Genomic DNA, 21,900 nt, shown 5'->3' on the forward strand with positions numbered 1-21,900 from the left:
CAACTGACGCTCGGAGCGAATGCCAAAGAGATAACCGACCAGTAAAGCCTTAAACAACATAGTCGGATCAAGCGGAGGTCGACCATTATCGGCGCAATATAAAGGCGCCACTTTGTCGTGAATGAAACTGAAATCAATATGCGCATCAATTTTGCGCAAAAGATGGTTGGACGGAACCAGACTATCCAGACTGACCATCTCAAGTTCCGTTTGTTGAGGACCGCGTTTTTTAAGCATTCCTCATTGAATCACAAAGGCCTCGCCAAGGCGAGACCTTTGTCAGCAATCTGAGGCTCTCACGAGGAGAGCCGAAAATTAGTTTGGGAGGAAACGTATAATCGTTTCCAGAAAATACAAAACCCTAATAAATACGCTATTTTGCTTGATTTTTTAGCATCATGTGCCATTATTTTGTGCCATAGAATTGTGCCATTTTGATTTTCCACAGTTCTCGGAAATATGGTGCGAAAATGAAAAAAATATCGAATACTACGCAACGCGGTGGCAGATACCATTACAAGCTAACGATACCATCAGACGTCCGAGGCGATCTCCCTGAACATTATGAATATGATCATGGCAAAAAAGCCAAACTGAAACACCATGAACATGTTCGTTTCACATTGGGAACCAGCGATCCCGCCATGGCTGACATCCTACAACAGTCCCATACCGCCAAATTAAAAGCCATGTTTCTTGCTGCCAGACCTCAACCGACCATCATTCGCACCATGGCTGCAATGGACGAACAGCGGCTCCTTGACCGTATCGTTAATGACATTCGATCCAAGCGTGCTGACCCACATCACAACCCCGCTCTTCTCATCATGGAAGCTGTCAAGAGCCATGGGGACACAATCGACCCTCGGTATCTTACAGAACTTCAACACAAGCTCTTGCTCGCAACGCATGCCGATTTAGCCAATCATACAAAGACAGCCGCCCTACAGAATATCATTGCATCAAAACTTTCGCCTCGCGTTGATGATCCGTCCCAACTTGAAATATTGGCATCAACACTCTTAAACAATATCGGGGAACGTCCTCTTTACTTGACACAACCAACAGTCAAAGACGTGATAGACGATTTTTTGAACCCGGATAAAGGAAACCGGAAACGCAGCAACTATTCAACATTATTGACCATCCTTGAAACGCACTATGCGGACCGTCCAATAGGCTCCATCGAACGAGATGACATCTATGACATTCGCCGGATCATTCGAAACCTTCCATACGGCTGGCATCGTAAAAAAACAAAATCGCCACAAGAACAGGCTGACGAGATAATAGAACTCAAAGAAGAAAACGAAGAAATTTTGGAGAAGGGTTTAGAGCCACAGCCGGTTCCGCAACTTCTGATGAACGATACAGCCGAAAAATACATCGGACACATCACCCAATTCTTCAACTGGACCATCGATGAATTTGGTAAGAAATACAACCTGTCGCACCCAGCCAACCGTATCCGTGGAAAAACCGAAGGGTCTAAGCGAACGAATATGACCCCTGAGCAATTAACTGATCTGTTCACGGACTGGGAACCAACCCGTCATAATAACTGGGGCTGGGCACCATTGTTAGCACTGTTTCATGGCATGCGGGGGAATGAGATTTTTTCCATGGAGACTGAATCTGTTTTCTTTGATTACGGTGATCTTTGGGTCATCCATCTTCCTCATACTAAAACCGACAGACCACGCTGGCTTCCGGTGCACCCTAAACTGATTGAATGGGGGTTCATCGATTATGTGAGTATGCGGAAAGTTGCCGGGGAAAAAATGGTGTTTGCAGATGTCCATACGACCAAAGCCAATAATTTCTATGTTGGCGATCCACAGAAGATGATGAAGGAGTGGATGGAGGAACGTGGCGTTTGGAATGAGAAACAGAAGTTCCATTCATATCGTCATACATACAAGTTTTACGCAAATAATAATAAGAAAATTCGAGAAGTCGATTGGAAGACCGTCGCCGGTTGGGGGATGAAAAAAGATGCCGCAGCCAAATACGCAGATCAGATACCCCCCTCGACTTTAATTACCAGCCTCGCAGAACTTGAGTTCGGTATCGAACACCTTGTCAAACCAGCCAGTTATAAATCGTGAACCACCGTTGAATATTTATATAAAATAGTTCAGTTCAGAATTCGTATTCATCATCATATTCCAAAGATTTAGATCATTACTTCCGGGTGCTGCTGAATATTATCAAACTCATCACTGGTCAGCATGCTTCATTGTCAGATGATTTTGACATTGCGAAGCACGTAGGAATACTCCGCTCAAACCTATCCGAAGCTGAACTAGGACTAATATATTTCAAGTCGTTGACGAGAGATGGTATGGCCCTGAAAGCAGAGTGTGAGCGGATTTCGATATTCAAAGATTTACGTTCAACATCGTTAATCCGAGAAGAAAGCATTACACAGTTTAAGCGTTGGGCTTTTGAAGGTAATGATAATTTGATTTCGTTATATACAAAGATTACGTCAGAAGGCCGCCAAGAAGAAGCCCCCTATATAGAAGACAATCTGAAATCTTAGCTGCTGATAAATACCGCCATCAACTGATGGAGGTTCCCATGCGACTGTGCGATTTTGCTATTTCAAATACCCCGTATCAATGTGCCGATTTTTTATACACCGTGCCAGTGAAGGTTCGTGGCAACACTATGCCCACGGCAGGTGATCTGGTTATTGACCAGATGAAGATGACTATCGAAGGCCATGTGCTGGGTAATGCGACCTTCGAACATTGCTATAAGAACCTTGATGGTGGCATGCAATCGGCATTTATCCATGGCTGTGGTGTGATTGCGGTTTTTGGGAAGACCCTGACTGATGCACTGGAGCGTATTGGGCAAAACCCTCTCGTTTCAGTTCGTTGCACGGATTTCGTTGACATCCTGCTGGATGTCGAAATTATGCTGGATGGTAATGTCATTGCCGTTGATTTGGAAACGGCGGAAATTTCATCAACCGATCATGGTGCAGATTGGAATTTGTCCGTATGATGACCAAGCAGATTTACATCATCCCGGTATCCATCACTGGGACACTTCCACCCCGATACATGCCTGATGCATTTGCACAGCCCGGTATGAGTATTGATAGTTATAAGGTTGAGTTTCTCGATATCAGTGTTCAGCAACGCTTTGACGGTCCCTGCCGTATCACGGCGACCGGGAAAGTTGTGATCGTATCGTCAAGCCCGGAAGATGCCGTTAACAGCGTCATAGACGCTGCATGGTGTAAACTGACAGATACGGGTGTTAACGCCATTCTCGACGGTGTTAACGTTAACATCACAGGGGATGACATCCTCAGTGTTAACATTGTTAACAATTCTATGCAGGTTATTCCCATTCCGCTATGTAAATCCGATTGACATAATTCATCATGGTAGATCGTCATTGATAAATATCTCTGTATAATAATTTTAATGGAGATGAAGTTATGATTATCGCAGACACCGATTTGCCGCTTTATATGGTGATCCAAAAATTTCTGGTCGCCAATAATTTGATCCGTAGTTGGTCGGACCTAACTGCACAGGTCCAACGTTCCCGAACGTATTTTTCGACGCTACGGCGAACCAAAAGTAATCCCAGTGGCGAAGTTTGGGTCGCCATGCAGAACTTCCTGTCAGAATTGACTAAAAATTGTCGCAATGAAACGCTTAAGCGTTGGTTGCGGCATTACATTCGTCAAATCGAGATGGAGATTGGACAATGATTTCTATTGATGATTATGTTTCCCTAGAAAAACCGACACATGCCGACTATGAACATTGCCTTGGCATTGATTTAACGGGTGAACAACTGGATCGATTGGTTGAATTGCTGCCGCGAATGCATCCGGTATCAATTTCAACGTTACTTCACACAACAGACTTGGATCGGTTCTGCCGAGATATGCTCGCTATATGGCAAGATTATGTGAATATTGAAATTTGGTCGAATTCGTCCGACGATCTGCTTTATTTGGTCTATGATCTCGATGTCAAAATAGACTTCTTGAAATCAGAATAATGTCCGCTAAGAGGACATATAATAGTCAACCGCCAAACGCAGTCGCGTTCGTCGGAAAATTAACTTAACCCCTTGGCATTCGCCTGCGGGGTTTACGTTAATTTTGTTTTTCATTTGGGTCTGAGGACCAAATGATTTTATCACCTGCAATAGACCAGATATACCTTCATCCCCCCTGTCCCGTGAAAAAAATAATCGCGAGACAAGGGGAGATGAAGGTATGACCTGCAATGAGCCGTCATAACACCCCAACCAATCGACTTGTTGCTAGAAATAACAACGGGTAGGCGGTCAGCCGCTTACACTACCACAATACATCGAACATCCGTGCCGAAGCACCTGACGGTCGTTCAGACTGACCTTGGTTGGAAGCCAATGTGAACGTGCTGGTTGTAATCTTTTTCACAGTGCCAGCATCTTTTTTGAACCTAAGAGAAAATTTAATAAAATGCCTGAGTTCTACACAGCGGCAACACCGCCGTGGCCCCTTTTTTTATGCTGGTGGGAACCGCTAATTTAGTCGATCTGCCAGTCGCTCCGAGGCTTGGAGCTTACGCCGCCGGTCATGTGTCCCGGTATCGCCAATTTAGGTGTGACAAGAGCCTCTTTGTATGTCGTATGGTTTTATTTAGCACAGGCCATCAGTTGCATGTCCCAGCCACCATATTTGCCTTCTAAATCAGGGCATACTGAATCGTCAATTAATTTATTCCTAACAATGTTCTTGTTTTGGATTCGATGCCGAAATCGCAATAATCGCGGAGTAGCAACCATGCGATGAGAGTGGTAACACGAGGTTACCTTTTAATATGGAAGCTATTGAATGGACTCGTTTAATTGAAATCAGCAAGGCTTTTGGCGTGATATGCAAATGGCCTGAATTTGACTTTTGATAATGAAAGTATAGGATTTAATCCAATTACGCAGGATGCTTATCATGATTGAATTGAACTTTAGCAACAAGCAAAAGCCAATGGCAGTGGTGAAACGAAATGATCCAGTCAAAGTCTTCCGGGCTGCACTGGCCCAACAGTTGAATGTCGTCGCACAGGAACTCAATGGTAAAACATTAACGATTGAACGACGTCGTTATCATCATGGTAAGCCCACTACAATCGCCGTGCCGGTGCGTAAGTGGTATTGGGCTGATGATGGCGAATATTATCTGATCCTGCGTTATTCATCCCAGAAGGTCAAAATTCGTGGATATGAGAGTATCCGGTGTGGTGCAACGTTGGGTCATGTGCAGGCAACTTTGAACCGCGTTGTTGAAGCATTAGACGATCAGGATGAAGATGTGCTGGTGGCATTAGATGACGCATTTGAACGCACCCGGTGGAAAAAGTTTACTAATGTCCAAAGCTAAACATTGTGAGTATTTATGCGGGTTTTGGGGTGCTCTTCATTTTTACCCCGGATCACAATCTTGAATTACCTACTGGTGCTTGGAAATGTAAACATTATAGGAGGTGTTAATGAGCCGGGAAGGTAAAGCGAAAGTTTTGACGGATGCGGAGTTTGAACGACTAATGAAGATTACTGCCGTAGAAGCACACGCGGCTCGTAATACCGCTATTTTGCTGTGTTTGTTTGGTCTGGGCCTACGGGTTAATGAAGTCAGTTCTTTGCGGATTTGTGATGTCATGGATGCCGATGGTGAAATTCGTCAACAATTCCAGATCAAGATTGCCAACAGCAAGACCAAGCGAAACCGGGAAGTGTTTTTGAGCAACCTGCGTGTGCGTCGTGCCATCCAGAATTACATCGATTACCGCCGTGCCACCGAAGGCCCAAACCTGAACCCCGGTAGCTACTTGTTCCGATCACAGAAGGGCGGCGGTTTTACAGGGAATACTATGCAACAATTGGTGAAGAAGTTGTTCATCAAATCCGGTCTGCCTGATGCGACCAGTAGCCATAGCGGTCGCCGGACCTTTGCGACCCGATTGATTAATGCCGGGGTTGGTTTGAAGAACCTATCCACCCTCATGGGGCACGCGACTGTGAACCAATCCGCAGAATATGCTGACAGTAATCCGATGATTTTGGAAAAGATTGTAAAGGGTGTGGTTTGAGTCAGAACGCTCCCACATGGCGTATATGCTCTTTTGTATAGTCGCTACTTTGTAGAGTTCGGTGAGGGACATGGGCAAGGAATTGATATTTGTGGCAGAAGCTACTTAACCCGTAGTTTTTATGTGCAAGTGTGTGACAAAATAAGACCACCAATTCATCGTTAGAAATTTGTGATCTTAGGAAATCGACAAGCTCAATTTTTTCACTTTCACTCAGTGACGGGCTTGCATCTACATACTGAATTATCCGTTCAATTAGCCGGAAGTAATGACTAACTGATCCTTCGAAGTCATCATATGTTTGGTGATAAAGATCGCAATACGTTTGAAAATCATTTTGTCCCAAGTGTCTCTCTATTAATTGCTTATACCGTGTGATTACATCACGACCTTCTCTTTTATGTCCCGACATGGCGTCGATGATGTCATGTAGAGATTTAACAAGGTTAAAGAATGTGTTTTCGACGTTCTGTCGGTTCAACGCATGTGACTGGTCTTCTAATGCTTTTCGTGAGCCTTCGAGTTCTTCACGCTGTAATGACAATTGTTCTGCCTGCATTTCTGTCACACGACGTGTTTCTGCCAGTTCTTCATTTTGCATTTTCGAAACCTTGCGGGTTTCAATTAGCTCCTTCCGCTGCATAAACACAGCATACATGAACCATGCGAATGCGAGGGGAGCAAACCAGCCAGCAAAGTAGTCACCAAGTTCATTCAGGTGGAATTTGTCATTGGTGCTATATTCAAATACTCCCCGACTAAAACCAATGGCGGCCCAGATGATCGACCCGATTACAAACGGTTTTGATACCTTGGTTTCTTGTTCTTCTTCCATGTTCATGTTGCCATTATTCTGACTGACTAAAATCAGAATTGGATAAGTCCATCTTTTCAATTTCTTTAATCAGTTTTTTGGTCATTAATCCGCCTCGATCAGCATATTCAAGTGCTCCGACGTAATCTTTCTTGACTTCGCCTGCGTCTGTAAGTTTGTCACGACAGTGGTAGATTGCCCCATCGTAATTGTCATAACTGTCAAACGATAATTCGACTGATCCACATATTTCTGTTCCACTATCGAAGCGTCCTTTGTAGGTAATCTCGGCCATGAACTTTGCTTCTAACAAGACAATAAACCCAAACTTTTCCTCTGTAGAGGGAGTTTCCAGTTCGATGTGAAAATCAATTTTGTAGGGTGGGGTTCCGTTGGCAAAATACTTCATTGGTGTTTCCGCTTAAATCACAAAAGACAATCTTGAGTTATTTATATTAATACAATACTCTTAAAAATGTAAATAGGGAATTCTGGCATTCAGGGGGTGCAATGACTGACGTTAAGTTGAAGGTGCGTTATCCGCAAACGATGTTACCGATGTATGACGGATCAAAATCGATCCATGGTATAGCTCGTGCTATCCAAATTTCGGTTCATGGATTTATTCATTACGATGTCATTCATCATGCGACTGCGTTGCGAGGTGCTGATATTTACATGCTGCCATCAAGACGTGGCAGTTTTCTGCAAGAACTTGTTATCCAAATTACTCAAAATCCAGAAGTGTATGCTGCGGGTATCGGTAGCGGTGTCTTAAGCAATGCTTGTTATGATTTCCTAAAGATGACGTTTGCAAAAGCAACCGGATTAGTGGCAACGCCAGAGACGCCATTTATGACTAAGTTGAACACCAAGGACGAACCGTTCCTCGATAGTGTCGCAGAAGCTATGGAGGGATCGCTCATAGACGGACATCGAACGATTCAGAGTGTCGGTGGTGACGTCACGCTTGAGCGTCCGAAATCGACATTGGCGACTTTTGACCGGGATACTTTGACTGGGTAACCACGCGGGACCAGCAGCCTAATGTCGAAGAAATTACAGGGCATGTTACCCGCTATAATGTGATTTCACAAAAAGGTCGTCTGTATGATGACTACCTACAACGAACGCTTTCGTTCAGCCCAGAGTCAAATGCCTTGAATGATGAAGATGCCGCCCTACTGTCTTGGTCTTTGGATAAAGCTACAAATAGGTTGCCATCATCGATTGTGTTCCAAGTGAAGCGAGTTCTGTCTGCACGGGATCAAACCAAGCGATATATCTTAGTTGGCTGCCGTCATATTTGATGGTCTCAAACATACAGCCCTGACAAATCCAGATCATACGAGATCGCTTTCACATAGGGCACCAGTTCATGTGGTTCAATTTTACCGTATTGGTGTTTCATGGATTTGTTTTCCGGTGCCCATCCCATGATTTTAAACAGAAAGATATCTTTCACGCTTTCAGTATCAACGGCTTTCTTGAAGTTATGTCGGAATGAATGGAAGCTGGTGCGTGGTGCGGCGGCGTCTGAACGGTCTATGAAGCGTCGAAACGTATCACTGTAATTCTTTTTCTTTTCATCATAGGTCAATCCATCAAAGATATAGTGCGGTTTTACTATCTGTCACAGCGTCGAACTTCGCTATAGCTACTTGGATGAGAGATATCTCGATATCGAGAACAACTTAACTTAAAATATGTTAATCAACAAAAACGACATATATTTGGTTCACAAAAATGTGCCATATATTGTGCCATATTGTTGTGCCATTAGGAATATGAAATATACTCTGACTTATTTAAAAAATGGCAGAAAATAAAAAGAAAAGGCCCATCCGTAGATGAGCCTAAAAAGTTTGGGAGGAAACGTCCAAGAAAGTCAATTAACCTATAAACAGTTTACACGTTAATTGCTGAGGACGTATAGAACATACTCGGAAAAATAAATCAACCCGATTTTAATTATTTTCTGCATTTTCTCTCTTTCGCGACAGGGAACGTACAAACTGGCATCACGTTTGCTTTGATAAAACCAGAAGATTGTTCCTGCCTATCGAATAGAGAAGTTAAGCCATGAGATATCTCATACTGTTTCTAGTTGGTGCCTGCCTCAGCATGACAGCTCAGGCCAGCACAAAAGCAATTAAAAACATAGATTTATGTAAAAGCGCGGCCCATGCTTCTGAACAAAAATACAACATTCCGCGCAATTTACTTCGGGCCATTTCGCTGACAGAATCCGGCCGCTGGGTCAAAGAAGACAAGGCAAATATTGCCTGGCCCTGGACCGTTGCGTCCGGTAAAGCAGGCGAATATTTCCCCACCAAGACAGACGCCATCCGTCATGTACGCCAATTGCAGGCCCAAGGAGTGACCAATATTGATGTGGGCTGTATGCAGATCAACCTACGTTATCACCCCGAAGCTTTTAAGAATCTGGATGATGCGTTCGATCCATACCTCAACACCAATTACGCAGGTGATTTCCTCGCCCGTTTGTTTAAAGAAACCAAATCCTGGAGCGCCGCTGCCGGTCGCTACCATTCCTCCGACCCGGACCGGGGCCTGTATTACAAAGAAAAAGTGCTGGGTTTCTGGAAATACGCCAATACGGAAGAGCCACACGACCAACCCAATCGTGAAAACAGCTATCGGGTCGCCCAGATCGATACACAGCGTACAACCTTGCTGAATAATAACTTTAGAAAACGGCTGTCAAACCAGCGCGAAGCGGTCAAACGTGTGGATGATATGAGTGCGCAGATCTCGCAATGGCGTGACAGCCGCCGCCTGTCCAACTCCCCACAGGTCAACGCAGCGCGAAACACCGCTCTGCGGGTACAAAAGGAAAAAAAGGGGCTGTTAACCAACACCACCACGACCTATCGCGGCCTTGGGCAGCAACATGATTTTTCCAAACGCCGCTCGGCACAACTTGATCGGTGGCGCCGAACTGTCGCCCACCCGGATTACATTGAAGCCAGCACCACAGCCCAGCCGCAAAACCTGTTAGAGGATTAAGGTGCCGTTACAGACAACTTGAAAAGCTCTTCGGCGTTTTTATAAAGCAAAGCCTCTGCCTGAGCTGCCGGCAAATAAGTCGAGAGCTTTTTAAGTTTACGGATGGTCCACTTATACTCTTCCCAGCCCTGATCTTTCCCGAAAGAAGAAAACACCACACGATTCCCTGCGGCGCGCATTAAATCCGCCAGCGGCCCTTGCGCACAACTGTCCACCAACTGCGTGATCTCCGGCTCACTAAAACCGATCCACAGATTATGATGCACCCCCATCCAACGCTTGATCACCTTTGCATCAAAACGCGACACATGAGACAACAGATAGGGCTGATCCGCATTGCGCACCAACTCCGCTTCAAAGCTGCTAATCATGTTGGAGGTAATAGGTTCAGGCCAGATCACCGGGGCTGCATCACTCCACGGCGCATTGCCACGGACCACTAAATCGGGGAAGCTTTCTTCCAGTGCCGGTGGTTGGTTGTTATCGTCTGCAAAGGGATGTGGGTATAAAACTGCTTTTTCGACCCCGTATGTCAGCGCCTGATCCAAATAGCCTTCCATCCCTGTTGAGGCAACAAAAGCCCCGGCATCAAAGATCAAGCCATCAAAGCTATTTATTTCCGGGCAAGTCTCGGCTTTGACAGCGGAGACAGATAAGCCAACACACAACGTGCCGGCACATAACAATCGAGACAGGGTCATTATTTCTGGTTGCTTATTTTCTACACTGTCCGTTTAATACCCGAACCCCATACCAAAGCAAAGCCGGAACCTCACGCAGATAAGAAAAAAATAGCAAAGGCGTGATTTTCTCGCCCTGCACAGCTTTATAACCCGCTGAAATACCGTATGATTTAAAAGAAAACAGTGCCCGCGGCACATGATAGCGCTGAGTCACAATCGTCACGCGCGCCCAACCTTTTTCCTTAATCAATCGGGACGCAAAAAACGCATTCTCCAGCGTATTCTGTGAGTGTTCTTCCCGATATATTCTTTGGTTTGGAAATCCCATTTCCCTCGCCAGTTGCGCCATGACGGCGGCCTCGCTCATGGGAACTTCCGGATGGGTAACACCTCCACACATCAACAGGTCGGCATCCTTTTCAGCCGCAAAACAACAGCCGGTTTCGACCCGTCGCCTCAACGCAGGGCTCGCTGCCCCATCCGCTTGCAACGCTGCGCCAAGGATGACCACAACAGAATTAACCATTTTCTGCAAACTTTATTCGATTTGCCAAACTCTCTTCTAATGGTTTTGTCATGATCGTTTACGGCGTGGTTCTAAATTCAATCGTCTGTCCATCATGGGTGCCGCCCATGGCATGACAGGCACGCATACGGGTGATAAAGGGCCGCACATTTCGCTCCGTGCGACATTCCACCAATTCTTTACCCAACGCGCCGTGATTAAACAGGTTGAGCTGATTGCGCAATCTCTTGGCATCGCCTTTTGCCAGTTCAATCTGGGCTGGCGCCATGACGCTTTCCATGCGTTTTTGCAGGGTTTCACTACCCTCAAACCCTTGGTTTTTCGCAACTTCGGCCCAGCTCCATGCTGCCACCAGATCCGTTGCAACGCCTTTGCCTTGCGTCAAAAGTTCCGCATAGCGATGTTGTCCTGCGGCACAATCCAACAAAGCAGACTGATAGATAACCTTTGCCCCGCCTAGTGGGTTAGGCTCTGTTCCTTTGCCATCTAAAATCAAATTTCCAAGTTTAAGATACGCATATGCGACCCCCTGATCAGCAACTTGGCGATACAGAAAACCGGCAGAGCGATGGGCAAGGCGCTGATCTTCAAAATACGCCCGAAACAACAAATCCGCACTGGGAAGGGCTAATCGTTGTTCATCACGGGTAAGGTCTGCAATCGGTTTCAAGAACAGACAGTTATAGTGCCACTCCTGCTCCGGCGCTAACCACAGCAAACGGTGGCTGATCCGATCGCGTAAATCCGGTCGAACGGAGGCTTCAGATTTTAGGACAGGTAAATTGGCTGGTGACGGGAGTGAACAGGCAGACAGGACAAACAATGCCCCCAACAAAGCAACGAGACGGACCATTGATATCTTCACTTTCCCTCTTAACCACCGACTAAAACAACCTCACTATAGACATAGTTTATAAAAGAAGCCCTAACAAAGTAAATTCTTAAACAGACCCGCGTGACAGAAACCCTTGCGACTGTTATGTTACTTAAAAAACAACATCTATGGTTGAGGGTTATTGTGCCGGGTCAATTCGAACTCAAAGTCAAAAGTGCAAATCGCTGGAGTTTCCATTCTTACAAAACCAGCGAGAACGAAGCTGTACAGGAGGCTCGCTCCCTTTTAAAACAGAAGGTCGCTGATCAGGTACAGGTTATTCAAACCACCAAAAGCGGTGAAAAAAAGACCGTCTTTGACGAAAATGTCACCTCGATCAAAAAGAAAGCGGGGCTGGGCCACATCACCAGCTCGCCTGTCTGGAAAACGGCCGACGACCTTTTCTCAACAGAAAGCCGACAGACTCTCGCCCATCTGCTGCGTGACTATTTCGATCAACAGGCCTTAACACCAAGGGAAGCCTTGCACAGCCCGCGCGAACTTTCCAAACTCATGGAAGACCCGCTGTTTTTTGCCGCCCTTGATCGCCTCGCCTCCATTCAGGCCGTGCGTGGACGCATTGGGGAAAAAGACCAACGCGATAACATTCAATCCTTCTTTCAACATATCCTCACAAAAGCACAAAGCACAGGCTTTGACGATATCAACAAAGGTACGCTGAACAGCTATCTCGCAGAGGCTGGCAAATATGAAGAAAGTGCCGTTCACTATCGTGTCTTATGTTCTGTTTGCCGCACAACAGCTTCCGCCACCTCCTGGGAGGCAAAACTCGCTGGTCTTTTCGATCTCTTAGGGGATCAGGATCTGGCCAGCTTGCATGAAAATACCACAGAGATGTTGGACGAACTGATCGCAGAGATGTTCATCATGCCCAGCGTCATTCAGGAAATGTTGGGCAAACAGCCGGACCGGTATAACGCCATCAAAGTCCTGACCGAAATGTGCATTGCCAAATATGAGCCCCTAAAATGGGACACGATGGGCCTAAAACGCATCGCAACTTTGATGCGCAAACATCCCATGACACAAAGTCGCCGCACGCTGGCTGACCGTGTTGAACAGATGTTACGCAACCGCACCGCCCTGACCAAAGGCGATATGTACGAAGAAAAGCACGCCTTTAAGGAACTGCTGCCGCTCTACATCGCAAAAAATGGCACCCTGCTGGGCGGGGAAGGAATGGCGGAAGCCCTGACCATGTGCGCCACCCGCAGCTTTAATCGGGACAGAACATTGGAGCAACCCGAAGAGGCTATCAAGTACATCGTTGAAACTCTCCAAGCTCCGGTCTTGCAACTGCGCTATCTACTCACACTGTCCAAATCCCAGTTCGGGCAGGACTGTTCAAAGATCGTCTGTGATTTTATCCCAAAATTCATGGACGGGCCGGAACATGTCCACGACATCGTCCATTATAGATTACCCGTAAAACGCAAACTGAAAGTCCTCTCGACCCTGCAACGCATGGCCTTGGAAATCAGCTTGCCGCAAAAGACCAACCTCAAACTGGTCCAATGGCTGGATGATCTGCTCTATACCTTTTTGGATGAAGAACGCATTATCGACAGGATGGACAGCCCGGAAGACCCGCTCTTTATTCGCGCCACCAACCTCTTGCAGTTCTGCGCCTCTGGCCTGCTGATCGAAGGACGCACACTCAACTGGGTGCGCGATCGTGTTCAAGAACACCTGCGCCAACCCAACTTCGTCGAAAAGTTCACCGAAGCGGCAAACACCCAGACCAAGAAAGACAAAATGGTCACTCAGCTACACATCATGTTAAAAAAAGCAGGATTAAAGAAATAAACCCTCTTGCAATCGCCCCCCTGTGGCGATAATGTGCACCCGCTTCTTAACGGGGCACCACTTGCTGTGCGGGCGTGGTGAAATCGGTAAACACAGCAGACTTAAAATCTGCCGACCTTTTGGTCTTGGCGGTTCAAGTCCGCCCGCCCGCACCAAGTAATTTCAAAGGCTTAGCCCCAAAAGGGCTGAGCCTTTTGCTTTTCTACCGGCACTTACCTGAAAGGTAATTGACAGGTTAGAGCGCTACGGTCCTTCTTATAGATCCTCCCCGAACGATCTATCACTCAAATGCGAAGAGATATCTCCCTAGAGTTTATTCGCATCCTCTTAGTGCTGGGCCAAGCACTTGCCCTCGATCGCTTGGTCCGGCATATTTTTTAAGTCATCTCGTTTAATTTGTTCCCCTCCAGAAAGGCCCGGACCACGTCAACGGTTTCACCGTAGAAGACGTCGTAAGTTTCTCTGGTTACGTAGCCAATGTGGGGGGTAAGAACGCAATTGGGTGATGTTCTCAAAGGATGGTCAAAGGGTAAAGGTTCGATGTCATAAACATCAAGACCTGCTCCAGCAATTTTGCCTTTCTGTAAGACCTCAATTAAGGCATCGGTATCGATAATGGGCGCGCGAGAGGTGTTGATGAGATACGAGCTCTCTTTCATAAGGCCCAGTTCTTTTTTACCAACAAGATGTTTGATGGCCACGCTATATTTCATATGGATGGAAACGATATCGGCCTGTTCAAACAGCGCTTCTTTTTCCACGTAGACTGCACCATGTTCGGCGGCTTGGTCAGCGGTCATGTTTCGGCTCCAGGCGATAACATTCATGCCGAAAGCCTGACCAATTCGCGCAACTTGCGTGCCCATGCGACCAAGACCAATAATACCAAGCGTTTTACCACGCACATCACAGCCTAACCTGCTTTGCCAGCGCCCCTCACGCACATTTTGATATTGCGAAGGAATTTGTCGTGTCAAAGATAAAATAAGGCCCCATGTCAATTCTGCTGTTGCATGGCCTGGGGAAGACGTGCCGCATACGGTTACGTTGTGATCGCGGGCCGCGTCAAGATCGATTGCGCCATTGCGCTTTCCTGATGTCACTAATAGTTTTAAAAGTGGAAGTTGCTCGAACATTTTACGGGGAAAGGGGGTGCGTTCCCGCATAATACAAATAATCTCGAACTCTTTCAGTGTTTCCGCTGGGTTTTTCAGAGGTTCATTAAAAACGGTTACATCCACCAGGACCAGTCGGCCATATCCAGAGCAACATTCTGATAATCGTCAAGAATAGCGATACGCGTCATGCCTTTTCTCCTTCTTTACGGGAAAAGGATACGTACCAAAAGGCCTTGATTTCCTTTCCCATCCAAGAGTTTAATTTTTCCATCGTGGCCTTCGACAATTTCACGGACAATATCCATCCCAAGACCACAGCCTTCTCCTGCACGTTCATCTAAACGCACGAACCTTTCAAAAACCTGTCCACGCTGATCTTCAGGGATTCCCTTGCCGTTGTCTTCCACTTCCAATGCGACTTGACCATCAATTTCCGTGACGCGAACTGAGATTTCGTCACCGCCATACTTCAACGCGTTGTCGATCAAATTGGACAACATTTCACGGATTTGAAATTCGCTACCTCTAAATAAGCGTTCTGAAATCTCAGCCTCAAACCCCAAGTCCTTTTCCAAGTCGATTGCACGTTTGACCCATTCCACCGTCATATCGCGTGCGAGAACGACCAAATCAAACTGGGTTTCATTTGCCCCACCTCGGGGGTTTCCCCGGACACGGGTTAAACTCAGCAACTGTTTTGCAAGGCGCGACGTCTGTTTTGTACTGGCCAGAATGCTTTCCAAGGCTTGAATAGACTGAGGGTCGTCGACTTCGCGCAATGCAAGTTCAGCTTCTGCCTGTAAAACCGCTAAGGGCGTTCTAAGCTGATGAGATGCATTGGAGATAAAACGGCGTTGATTTTCGATACTGTCTTGTAGTCGCACCAACAACCCGTTCAAGGCTTCAACGACTTTGCTTATTTCTTTCGGCATACTTTTATTGATCGGACGCAAATCGTTATAAGAGCGTTTTTGAATTGAGGTCTGCAATTTGGCTAAGGGTTCCAGTCCCCTCTCCACACCAATGATGGCAAGTAACGAGGCCAATCCGATGACCAAAACAATTCGAACGGCGGATTGAAGAACAGCGCGAAGCAAAAGGTCGTCACGCTCTGTTTTGGTTTGTGCGACCAAAATCCGTACCCAGCCCTCAGCCCCACGTCCTTCCACCAAAAAACGCATAGCCATCATACGCACCGGTTGATTGTCGTAGATTGTATCGTAAAAGTGCGGATACCCTTCTAAATACTTCTGTGTTTTCTTTGGTTGGGGTAAATCAGCATACCCGGTAATGAAAGCACCATCGGGGCCAAGAACTTGATAATAAAGTCTTTCATTTGACGATAAACTGAGCAGCGCACTTGCGTCTTCTGACAGCATGTCACCCCCACTTTTGATGACATTTTCAGAAACAAGCAACGCCATTGAGACCATCATGCGATCATGGATCTCACGGATAGATTTTTTCGAACTAAAATAGGATTCTGCAACTAACGCAAAAGCCATGACGGCTAAGGGGATCAATAACCAGGTCAGGAGACGCCTTTTTAACGAACTTATTGGCGACGTCATTCAGCCTCCAACATATACCCTATCCCACGAATGGTTCGAATACCGACATCATACGCCTTCAACTTTTTGCGAAGTCTGGAAATATAGATTTCAATAGCCGACAGGTCAGCTTCGTCATCAAAGCCAAAGATATGTTCAAAAATTTTGTCTTTTGGGACCACACTACGATGATTTCGAATCAACACTTCCAAGACAGCGCGTTCACGTGGCGTTAGAGACAGATCATAACCGTCTACGATAAAGAGACGACTATTCGTATCAAAAACAAGGACACCAGCTTTAATCAAAGTACTTCTTTTTGCTTGGTGACGTCGCAATAATGCACGTATGTGGGCTTCGAGTTCACTGACCTCAAATGGTTTGGTCAGATAATCATCCGCACCTAGGTCAAGTCCACTAACCCTGTCTTCAATCTCAGCCCGCGCCGTCAAAATCAAGACGGGAGAAGATCCGCCACGTTCCCGAAAATGTTTTAGAATATCCAGCCCATCCATGCCCGGCAGATTTAAGTCCAGGACCAGCAGGTCGTAGTTTTCCGTTTTAAGGACATCGTTGGCAAGGCCGCCATCGTCAAGCACATCAACAGCGTGCCCCATTTGTTTAATGGAGCGCGAGATGGCACTTGCCAGATCAGCATGGTCTTCAACTACAAGAATTCTCATAGCTAAATAATAAGGAAGATTACCGTTTTTGAAACTTATTTTTGATTCTCTTTCAAACATGCCAGAAACTTAAGAATGACAGGCGCCTTTGCCTGTCCTTTGGGAACGGCGCAAACCAGATTACGAGACGCCCATTCATCTTTTAAAGGGCGACCATCCAAATCCGTTTTATTTATGTACGGCTTGGCAAGACTTTCACGGATAAACCCCAAACCCAAACCTGCTTGTACACAGGTGCGCAAGGAACCAAAGCGCATCACTTTTGTTTTGTATGAAGGGGTGCGACCTGCTTTGCGTGTTGCTTCTGCGACCAATTCATCAAGCACACCGCCTTCATGAAAAGAAATATGCTCGTATTTCAGGGTATCTTCAAAAGAAACAGGCGTTGTCCTTCGTGTGGTCCCAAAAACCGGATGGCCTGATTTTCCGACGATCCAAACTGGATCGTGCGCATAGGGGACAACATCAAAACCTTTTGTCACCGTTGTATCTGATATCAGCACAAGATCGGCTAAATCCTCACGCAAGAAACGTATACCTTCCTGGGAAAATATCTCGCGCAAATGAACATTCAGTTGCGGGTTTTCTTCTTTAAATTTGGCGACAACAGAGGGCAAAGGTCCGTTCATCACCGAGGTGATCGCCGCGATACGAAATTCCCCACCGTTTCCTTGGGAATAGCGTTTTAAATCCGCACGAATATCAGCGTACTGAGACAATAGCGATTCGCAATGTTTGGCAAAGGTCTTGCCAGCCGGCGTCAGGCTTGCCCCTGTTGGGGTGCGTTTAATAAGGATCGCATCAAGAGCATGCTCAAGATCACTGATCCGCCTTGAGGCCGCAGAGGCCGCAATATGCTCGTTTCGGGCCGCGGCCCCAATACTTCCGAGGCGTGCGACCCCTAAAAATACCCGCAAGGTAACAATGTCGAAACTCTGCATGAGGCCTCACATTTAATTAGTCTTCCAACAAGATTTTCATAACCTTATCATGAGAACCTTTCGAAAAGTTGTCAGCGGCATTTTTAGCATGAATGGCTCTTCTCACCAGAGCAGTCATTTCTTTTGTCGTTTCAACAACACCATTAAGAGCGCCCAGAATCTTGTGTGCTCGTGTTTGGGGCTGGGCTGTATCGATTTGTTGTTCATAGGTAATCATTTGCTTTACTCCAAAATCATCTTGTGTTCGTTGCATCGCAGTATATGGAGAAATGACAAAGGATGGTAATGCTCGCTCGTCAGTCAGGGCATCGTGGAAAAGCACGACCTGTTTGAAAAGTTTCTGATATGATGACAGTATTGAAAGAAAACTATAAAAGCTGAAAGCTGACTGAAAGGTAGCAGACGTAATGTCTTCTTAAGAACTGGGCAAATGCCTTGTTTAAAACGGGAGTAAACCTCGGGATCGCCAAAGAATCCCAGCTAAAGAAAAGGGCAACTCTCACAAGTTATTCTTATTGGAGGTTTTACTTATGGTTCCGAAGACATTGAAAAAGTTTTCTATGATGCTGGCAGGTGTTGCCGGCGCAATGACCATCGCAAGCGCTATAGAAGCAGCTGATTTTTCTGGTCAGCGCATTGAATGGATTGTCCCATTTAAAGAAGGTGGCGGTTCTGACCGTTGGGCGCGTTTCTATGCCCCATTACTGAGTGAGGCGCTTCCAGGCAACCCCGTCGTTGTTGTCAAAAATGTTCCCGGCGGTGGTTCAACCAAAGGAGCCAACCAATTTGCCATGCGTGCAAAACCCGATGGTCTGCAAATTCTCGGCACTTCCGGTTCAACACAATTTCCTTATCTGTTAGGTGACAAGCGTGTTCGCTATGACTACAAGGATTGGAATGTTGTGTTGGCATCCGCCACAGGTGGTGTTTTTTATGTGAACCCTGAACTAGGCGTAAAATCAGCCAAGGATATCACGAAACTGCGTGGGCAATCCCTTAAGTATGGGTCTCAGGGCGCGACTTCCCTAGATTTGATCCCGCTTCTTTCTTTGAAAATGCTAGATATAGATGTAAAAGCGATCTTCGGTATGAAAGGTCGTGGTGCGGGTCGCTTGGCGTTCGAGCGCGGCGAAGTCAATGTGGATTATCAGACTTCTACCGGTTATCTGAAAAAATCTTTACCTCTCGTAGAAGAAGGCAAAGCGATCCCTCTGATGAGCTGGGGGGCGTTGAATGAAAATGGCGATGTTGTTCGCGATCCGACATTCCCTGATCTGCCGAGCTTCCCTGAAGTTTACGAAATGGTTCATGGCAAGAAGCCGTCTGGTGAGGCATGGGACGCTTGGAAAGCCTTCTTCACAGCGGGCTTCCCCGGTCAGAAAATGGTTTTCCTGCCAAAAGGCACGCCACAGGACATTATTGACACATATACCGAAGCTTTCAAAAAAGTTGTAACGGCACCTGACTTTGCCCAAAAAGCCGAGATGACATTGGGGACATACCCACAATCTACAGGCGCTCAAGCGACAAAAGTAAAAGATGTTGCTATCAACGTTTCTAAAGCTGCACAGAACTATGTGCGCGACTGGCTAACTGAAGCCTACAACGTCAAATTCTAAAGACCTAAACGGGCGGGTATCCATCTAGGAACTCGCCCGAAGTCTACCCAAAACACAACTCCTTTTTATCAAATTAAATTGCTGAGCGTTTCAATTGTATTCGCGCAAACGCTATCGCTCACCCTAATTTTAGGAACTCGTTATGTTAGAAGCCATGATGACAGCCTTGGCAACTGTAGCAAGCGGCACCCATCTACTATACCTTGTCGGTGGCGTATTGCTCGGTTTGGCCGTAGGCATTTTTCCGGGACTTGGTGGTATTGTCGGCCTTTCCCTCTGTCTTCCATTTCTCTATGGAATGGATCCGATCTCCGCACTTGCTATGCTGGTTGGACTAGTTGCGGTAATTCCTACCTCCGATACTTTCACGTCAGTTTTGATGGGTATTCCAGGCTCATCTGCGTCACAAGCCACGGTTCTTGACGGTTTCCCGCTGGCTAAAAAAGGCCATGCCGCCCGTGCTCTTGGCGCGGCCTTCACGGCCTCCCTGTTCGGTGGGCTTTTCGGTGCGATTGTCCTCACCGTTTTTGTTTTAATCGCTCGTCCCGTGATCCTTGCATTTGGTTCCGCAGAACTGTTTATGCTGGCCGTCCTTGGCCTATCCATGGTTGGGGTTCTAGCGGGCAACAGTCTTACCAAAGGTCTTTCAGCCTGTGGAATTGGCCTGTTGCTCGGTTCCATTGGGGGCGCACCTGCAACAGGTGAATTTCGTATGTCCATGGATGTCCCGTACCTGATGGATGGTCTCAAGCTGGTCATCGTCGGGCTGGGCATTTTTGCTATTCCCGAAATTATTGATCTGGCACGTCAAAACCGCGCAATCTCCAAATCCGCTTCACTTGGTTCCGGTTGGCTAGATGGTGCAAAAGATATGATCCGCCATAAATGGCTCTGCGTACGTTGTGCCATTGCCGGGTGTCTTGTTGGTGCTTTACCCGGTCTGGGTGGTTCAGTCGTAGATTGGATTGCCTATGGGCATGCCGTTCAATCATCCAAAGATAAATCTCAGTACGGCAAAGGGGATATCCGTGGTGTCCTTGCCCCTGAATCTGCCAACAACGCAAAAGAAGGCGGCGGTTTAATCCCCACTTTGCTATTTGGTATTCCGGGTTCCGGCTCAATGGCTGTCTTTATTGGCGGTATGATCTTGATTGGAATGGAACCTGGCCCAGCATTGGTTGGCGCAGAATTAAATATTACCTATACAATCGTTTGGTCCTTGGCGTTGGCAAACGTGGTCGGTGCCGGATTATGCCTGTTCCTGTCTCCTGCAGTCGCACGTTTGACCACCATTCCTTATTCTTATCTCGCACCGTTTATGATCACGATTATCTGTTTTGCCGCCTTTCAGGCAACACGTGATCTGAATGACCTGCTCGCTTTGTTGGGTGTTTCGTTGCTGGGTATTGGAATGAAGCGTTTTGGCTGGCCGCGACCGGCTTTTCTAATCGGTTTCGTTCTTTCCGGTACTGCTGAAACATACCTTTATCAGTCCGTTCAGTTTTATGACTGGGGCTTCCTGACACGTCCCGGTGTGTTGATTATCGGCGCACTGATTGTTCTGTCACTCTGGGTTAGCATGCGTAAAAAACCTGAAAACCCGGTTGAGCATGAAGAAGAAGAAATCTCCCATGCCACCAATCTAAAACCACAGGCAATATTTGCGGGCGTTGTTGTACTGTTCTTCGCTTTTGGTCTTCTGGATGCAACGAGCCAGTCTTTCCTCGGCGGTGTCTTTAGCGGAAGTGTATCGGCTGTGATGCTGGCCTTTAGCTCCATTGTTTTCTACAAGCTCGCCACAAACAAAGTCGACGACCCTGTGAATTATGATCACGAACACGTCGGTGACCATGTGGGTATGGAAGACGTTCAATCTATAAGCCACTACTTGTTCTGGTTTGTCAGTTTCATTGCAGGTATCGCGTTAGTCGGCTTCCTTCCTGCCCTCTTTGTCTTCATGACAACGTACTTGCGCACGAAAGCAAAAGCATCCTGGGTCCGCATTGCCATTCTCGTGGCCTGCACCCTTGGTGGTCTGACGGCACTGGCTCACATCATGGTTCTGGATTTCCCACGGGGATATCTCCAGTACCTGATCGAACTGCCGTGGCCAATTGGGTAAGGAGGA

At 46.7% G+C, this 21,900-nt stretch carries 25 protein-coding genes, 1 tRNA gene and 1 pseudogene; 15 read left to right on the top strand and 12 right to left on the bottom strand.

Features of this window, described 5'->3' with window-relative positions; all coding sequences use genetic code 11:
- A partial coding sequence (locus tag Q397_RS21855) for a transposase (protein WP_038013375.1) occupies nt 1-237 on the bottom strand: 237 nt, incomplete at its 3' end.
- Between the two features lie 233 nt (nt 238-470).
- Between Q397_RS21855 and Q397_RS0109435 the strand changes: the two genes are divergently transcribed.
- From Q397_RS0109435 to Q397_RS0109470, 8 genes and pseudogenes are all read left to right on the top strand, one after another.
- The gene (locus tag Q397_RS0109435; protein ID WP_028879213.1) at nt 471-2,108 is read left to right on the top strand and encodes a tyrosine-type recombinase/integrase; all 1,638 of its coding nucleotides are present in this window, start codon (nt 471-473) and stop codon (nt 2,106-2,108) included.
- A gap of 68 nt (nt 2,109-2,176) precedes the next feature.
- A pseudogene (locus Q397_RS25505) lies at nt 2,177-2,545 on the top strand (putative phage abortive infection protein); the annotation flags it as partial.
- Between the two features lie 38 nt (nt 2,546-2,583).
- The gene (locus Q397_RS0109445; RefSeq protein WP_156950671.1) at nt 2,584-3,015 is read left to right on the top strand and encodes a hypothetical protein; all 432 of its coding nucleotides are present in this window, start codon (nt 2,584-2,586) and stop codon (nt 3,013-3,015) included.
- On the top strand, nt 2,997-3,389 hold the full coding sequence (locus Q397_RS0109450; protein ID WP_156950672.1) for a hypothetical protein: 393 nt from the start codon (nt 2,997-2,999) through the stop codon (nt 3,387-3,389). Before Q397_RS0109445 ends, Q397_RS0109450 begins: the two co-directional genes overlap by 19 nt.
- Nucleotides 3,390-3,457: 68 nt before the next feature.
- Nucleotides 3,458-3,736, top strand: a complete 279-nt coding sequence (locus Q397_RS0109455) for a hypothetical protein (protein WP_028879217.1) — start codon at nt 3,458-3,460, stop codon at nt 3,734-3,736.
- Nucleotides 3,733-4,032, top strand: coding sequence for a hypothetical protein (locus Q397_RS0109460; RefSeq protein ID WP_028879218.1), 300 nt, complete (start codon nt 3,733-3,735; stop codon nt 4,030-4,032). The genes Q397_RS0109455 and Q397_RS0109460 overlap by 4 nt, the downstream gene beginning before the upstream one ends.
- A 937-nt stretch (nt 4,033-4,969) precedes the next feature.
- Nucleotides 4,970-5,398 (top strand): hypothetical protein, encoded by a 429-nt coding sequence (locus Q397_RS0109465; protein ID WP_028879219.1) that lies wholly within the window; start codon nt 4,970-4,972, stop codon nt 5,396-5,398.
- Nucleotides 5,399-5,507: 109 nt separating this feature from the next.
- A complete protein-coding gene (locus Q397_RS0109470) occupies nt 5,508-6,107 on the top strand; it encodes a tyrosine-type recombinase/integrase (protein WP_028879220.1) in 600 nt (199 codons plus the stop codon).
- 1 nt (nt 6,108) lies between these two features.
- On the opposite strand, the gene Q397_RS21860 is transcribed toward Q397_RS0109470, so the two are convergent.
- Entirely contained in the window at nt 6,109-6,942 is an 834-nt protein-coding gene (locus Q397_RS21860; protein WP_169737986.1) for a putative phage abortive infection protein, read from the bottom strand.
- Nucleotides 6,943-6,955: 13 nt separating this feature from the next.
- Nucleotides 6,956-7,330 (bottom strand): hypothetical protein, encoded by a 375-nt coding sequence (locus Q397_RS0109480; protein WP_028879221.1) that lies wholly within the window; start codon nt 7,328-7,330, stop codon nt 6,956-6,958.
- 101 nt (nt 7,331-7,431) lie between these two features.
- Between Q397_RS0109480 and Q397_RS0109485 the strand changes: the two genes are divergently transcribed.
- Together Q397_RS0109485 and Q397_RS25630 are read left to right on the top strand one after the other, a co-directional pair.
- A complete protein-coding gene (locus tag Q397_RS0109485; protein ID WP_028879222.1) occupies nt 7,432-7,947 on the top strand; it encodes a DUF7946 domain-containing protein in 516 nt (171 codons plus the stop codon).
- 32 nt (nt 7,948-7,979) lie between these two features.
- A complete protein-coding gene (locus Q397_RS25630) occupies nt 7,980-8,231 on the top strand; it encodes a DUF7947 five-stranded beta-barrel domain-containing protein (protein ID WP_478121257.1) in 252 nt (83 codons plus the stop codon).
- 5 nt (nt 8,232-8,236) lie between these two features.
- On the opposite strand, the gene Q397_RS24965 is transcribed toward Q397_RS25630, so the two are convergent.
- Nucleotides 8,237-8,386, bottom strand: coding sequence for a hypothetical protein (locus Q397_RS24965; protein ID WP_156950673.1), 150 nt, complete (start codon nt 8,384-8,386; stop codon nt 8,237-8,239).
- 617 nt (nt 8,387-9,003) lie between these two features.
- On the opposite strand from Q397_RS24965, the gene Q397_RS24075 reads away from it, so the two are divergent.
- On the top strand, nt 9,004-9,951 hold the full coding sequence (locus Q397_RS24075; RefSeq protein WP_051609889.1) for a transglycosylase SLT domain-containing protein: 948 nt from the start codon (nt 9,004-9,006) through the stop codon (nt 9,949-9,951).
- Here the strand turns inward: Q397_RS24075 and Q397_RS0109505 are convergent.
- The 3 genes from Q397_RS0109505 to Q397_RS0109515 are packed head-to-tail and all read right to left on the bottom strand — an operon-like array spanning nt 9,948 to nt 12,013.
- Nucleotides 9,948-10,652: an amidohydrolase family protein gene (locus tag Q397_RS0109505; protein ID WP_028879224.1), complete on the bottom strand. Its 705-nt coding sequence runs from the start codon at nt 10,650-10,652 to the stop codon at nt 9,948-9,950. The two genes, Q397_RS24075 and Q397_RS0109505, sit on opposite strands and share 4 nt — an antisense overlap.
- A 13-nt stretch (nt 10,653-10,665) precedes the next feature.
- Nucleotides 10,666-11,160 carry a YdcF family protein gene (locus Q397_RS21870; protein ID WP_051609890.1) on the bottom strand — a complete coding sequence of 165 codons (495 nt, stop codon included), beginning with the start codon at nt 11,158-11,160 and terminating at the stop codon, nt 10,666-10,668.
- A gap of 58 nt (nt 11,161-11,218) precedes the next feature.
- Nucleotides 11,219-12,013: a tetratricopeptide repeat protein gene (locus tag Q397_RS0109515; protein ID WP_028879225.1), complete on the bottom strand. Its 795-nt coding sequence runs from the start codon at nt 12,011-12,013 to the stop codon at nt 11,219-11,221.
- A 126-nt stretch (nt 12,014-12,139) separates the two neighbouring features.
- Here Q397_RS0109515 and Q397_RS0109520 point away from each other — a divergent pair, with 126 nt between their 5' ends.
- Entirely contained in the window at nt 12,140-13,861 is a 1,722-nt protein-coding gene (locus tag Q397_RS0109520; protein ID WP_156950674.1) for a hypothetical protein, read from the top strand.
- 68 nt (nt 13,862-13,929) lie between these two features.
- Nucleotides 13,930-14,016 (top strand) — tRNA-Leu (locus Q397_RS0109525).
- 222 nt (nt 14,017-14,238) lie between these two features.
- Here the strand turns inward: Q397_RS0109525 and Q397_RS21875 are convergent.
- From Q397_RS21875 to Q397_RS0109550, 5 genes are all read right to left on the bottom strand, one after another.
- A complete protein-coding gene (locus tag Q397_RS21875; RefSeq protein ID WP_240475050.1) occupies nt 14,239-15,102 on the bottom strand; it encodes a D-2-hydroxyacid dehydrogenase family protein in 864 nt (287 codons plus the stop codon).
- 80 nt (nt 15,103-15,182) lie between these two features.
- Entirely contained in the window at nt 15,183-16,550 is a 1,368-nt protein-coding gene (locus Q397_RS0109535) for a sensor histidine kinase (RefSeq protein ID WP_028879227.1), read from the bottom strand.
- Complete coding sequence (locus Q397_RS0109540) at nt 16,547-17,212, bottom strand: response regulator (RefSeq protein WP_028879228.1); 666 nt, start codon at nt 17,210-17,212, stop codon at nt 16,547-16,549. Before Q397_RS0109540 ends, Q397_RS0109535 begins: the two co-directional genes overlap by 4 nt.
- Nucleotides 17,213-17,247: 35 nt before the next feature.
- Nucleotides 17,248-18,153: a LysR family transcriptional regulator gene (locus tag Q397_RS21880; protein ID WP_051609891.1), complete on the bottom strand. Its 906-nt coding sequence runs from the start codon at nt 18,151-18,153 to the stop codon at nt 17,248-17,250.
- A gap of 16 nt (nt 18,154-18,169) precedes the next feature.
- A complete protein-coding gene (locus tag Q397_RS0109550; protein WP_028879229.1) occupies nt 18,170-18,370 on the bottom strand; it encodes a hypothetical protein in 201 nt (66 codons plus the stop codon).
- Between the two features lie 313 nt (nt 18,371-18,683).
- On the opposite strand from Q397_RS0109550, the gene Q397_RS0109555 reads away from it, so the two are divergent.
- Both Q397_RS0109555 and Q397_RS0109560 read left to right on the top strand, forming a co-directional pair.
- Nucleotides 18,684-19,772 carry a Bug family tripartite tricarboxylate transporter substrate binding protein gene (locus tag Q397_RS0109555; protein ID WP_038013381.1) on the top strand — a complete coding sequence of 363 codons (1,089 nt, stop codon included), beginning with the start codon at nt 18,684-18,686 and terminating at the stop codon, nt 19,770-19,772.
- 142 nt (nt 19,773-19,914) lie between these two features.
- Entirely contained in the window at nt 19,915-21,894 is a 1,980-nt protein-coding gene (locus Q397_RS0109560; protein ID WP_028879231.1) for a tripartite tricarboxylate transporter permease, read from the top strand.
- The last annotated feature ends 6 nt before the right edge of the window (nt 21,895-21,900 follow it).

Origin of the sequence: Terasakiella pusilla DSM 6293 (assembly GCF_000688235.1) — a bacterium.
GTDB classification, from domain to species: Bacteria; Pseudomonadota; Alphaproteobacteria; order Rhodospirillales; family Terasakiellaceae; genus Terasakiella; species Terasakiella pusilla.

Excerpts from the sequence above, each read along its gene's own strand:
- Q397_RS0109435 (WP_028879213.1), top strand. The coding sequence starts at position 471 with ATGAAAAAAATATCGAATACTACGCAACGCGGTGGCAGATACCATTAC.
- Q397_RS0109445 (WP_156950671.1), top strand. The coding sequence starts at position 2,584 with ATGCGACTGTGCGATTTTGCTATTTCAAATACCCCGTATCAATGTGCC.
- Q397_RS0109455 (WP_028879217.1), top strand. The coding sequence starts at position 3,458 with ATGATTATCGCAGACACCGATTTGCCGCTTTATATGGTGATCCAAAAA.
- Q397_RS0109460 (WP_028879218.1), top strand. The coding sequence starts at position 3,733 with ATGATTTCTATTGATGATTATGTTTCCCTAGAAAAACCGACACATGCC.
- Q397_RS0109465 (WP_028879219.1), top strand. The coding sequence starts at position 4,970 with ATGATTGAATTGAACTTTAGCAACAAGCAAAAGCCAATGGCAGTGGTG.
- Q397_RS0109470 (WP_028879220.1), top strand. The coding sequence starts at position 5,508 with ATGAGCCGGGAAGGTAAAGCGAAAGTTTTGACGGATGCGGAGTTTGAA.
- Q397_RS21860 (WP_169737986.1), bottom strand. The coding sequence starts at position 6,942 with ATGGAAGAAGAACAAGAAACCAAGGTATCAAAACCGTTTGTAATCGGG.
- Q397_RS0109480 (WP_028879221.1), bottom strand. The coding sequence starts at position 7,330 with ATGAAGTATTTTGCCAACGGAACCCCACCCTACAAAATTGATTTTCAC.
- Q397_RS0109485 (WP_028879222.1), top strand. The coding sequence starts at position 7,432 with ATGACTGACGTTAAGTTGAAGGTGCGTTATCCGCAAACGATGTTACCG.
- Q397_RS24075 (WP_051609889.1), top strand. The coding sequence starts at position 9,004 with ATGAGATATCTCATACTGTTTCTAGTTGGTGCCTGCCTCAGCATGACA.
- Q397_RS0109505 (WP_028879224.1), bottom strand. The coding sequence starts at position 10,652 with ATGACCCTGTCTCGATTGTTATGTGCCGGCACGTTGTGTGTTGGCTTA.
- Q397_RS21870 (WP_051609890.1), bottom strand. The coding sequence starts at position 11,160 with ATGGTTAATTCTGTTGTGGTCATCCTTGGCGCAGCGTTGCAAGCGGAT.
- Q397_RS0109515 (WP_028879225.1), bottom strand. The coding sequence starts at position 12,013 with ATGGTCCGTCTCGTTGCTTTGTTGGGGGCATTGTTTGTCCTGTCTGCC.
- Q397_RS0109520 (WP_156950674.1), top strand. The coding sequence starts at position 12,140 with ATGTTACTTAAAAAACAACATCTATGGTTGAGGGTTATTGTGCCGGGT.
- Q397_RS0109535 (WP_028879227.1), bottom strand. The coding sequence starts at position 16,550 with ATGACGTCGCCAATAAGTTCGTTAAAAAGGCGTCTCCTGACCTGGTTA.
- Q397_RS0109540 (WP_028879228.1), bottom strand. The coding sequence starts at position 17,212 with ATGAGAATTCTTGTAGTTGAAGACCATGCTGATCTGGCAAGTGCCATC.
- Q397_RS21880 (WP_051609891.1), bottom strand. The coding sequence starts at position 18,153 with ATGCAGAGTTTCGACATTGTTACCTTGCGGGTATTTTTAGGGGTCGCA.
- Q397_RS0109550 (WP_028879229.1), bottom strand. The coding sequence starts at position 18,370 with ATGATTACCTATGAACAACAAATCGATACAGCCCAGCCCCAAACACGA.
- Q397_RS0109555 (WP_038013381.1), top strand. The coding sequence starts at position 18,684 with ATGGTTCCGAAGACATTGAAAAAGTTTTCTATGATGCTGGCAGGTGTT.
- Q397_RS0109560 (WP_028879231.1), top strand. The coding sequence starts at position 19,915 with ATGTTAGAAGCCATGATGACAGCCTTGGCAACTGTAGCAAGCGGCACC.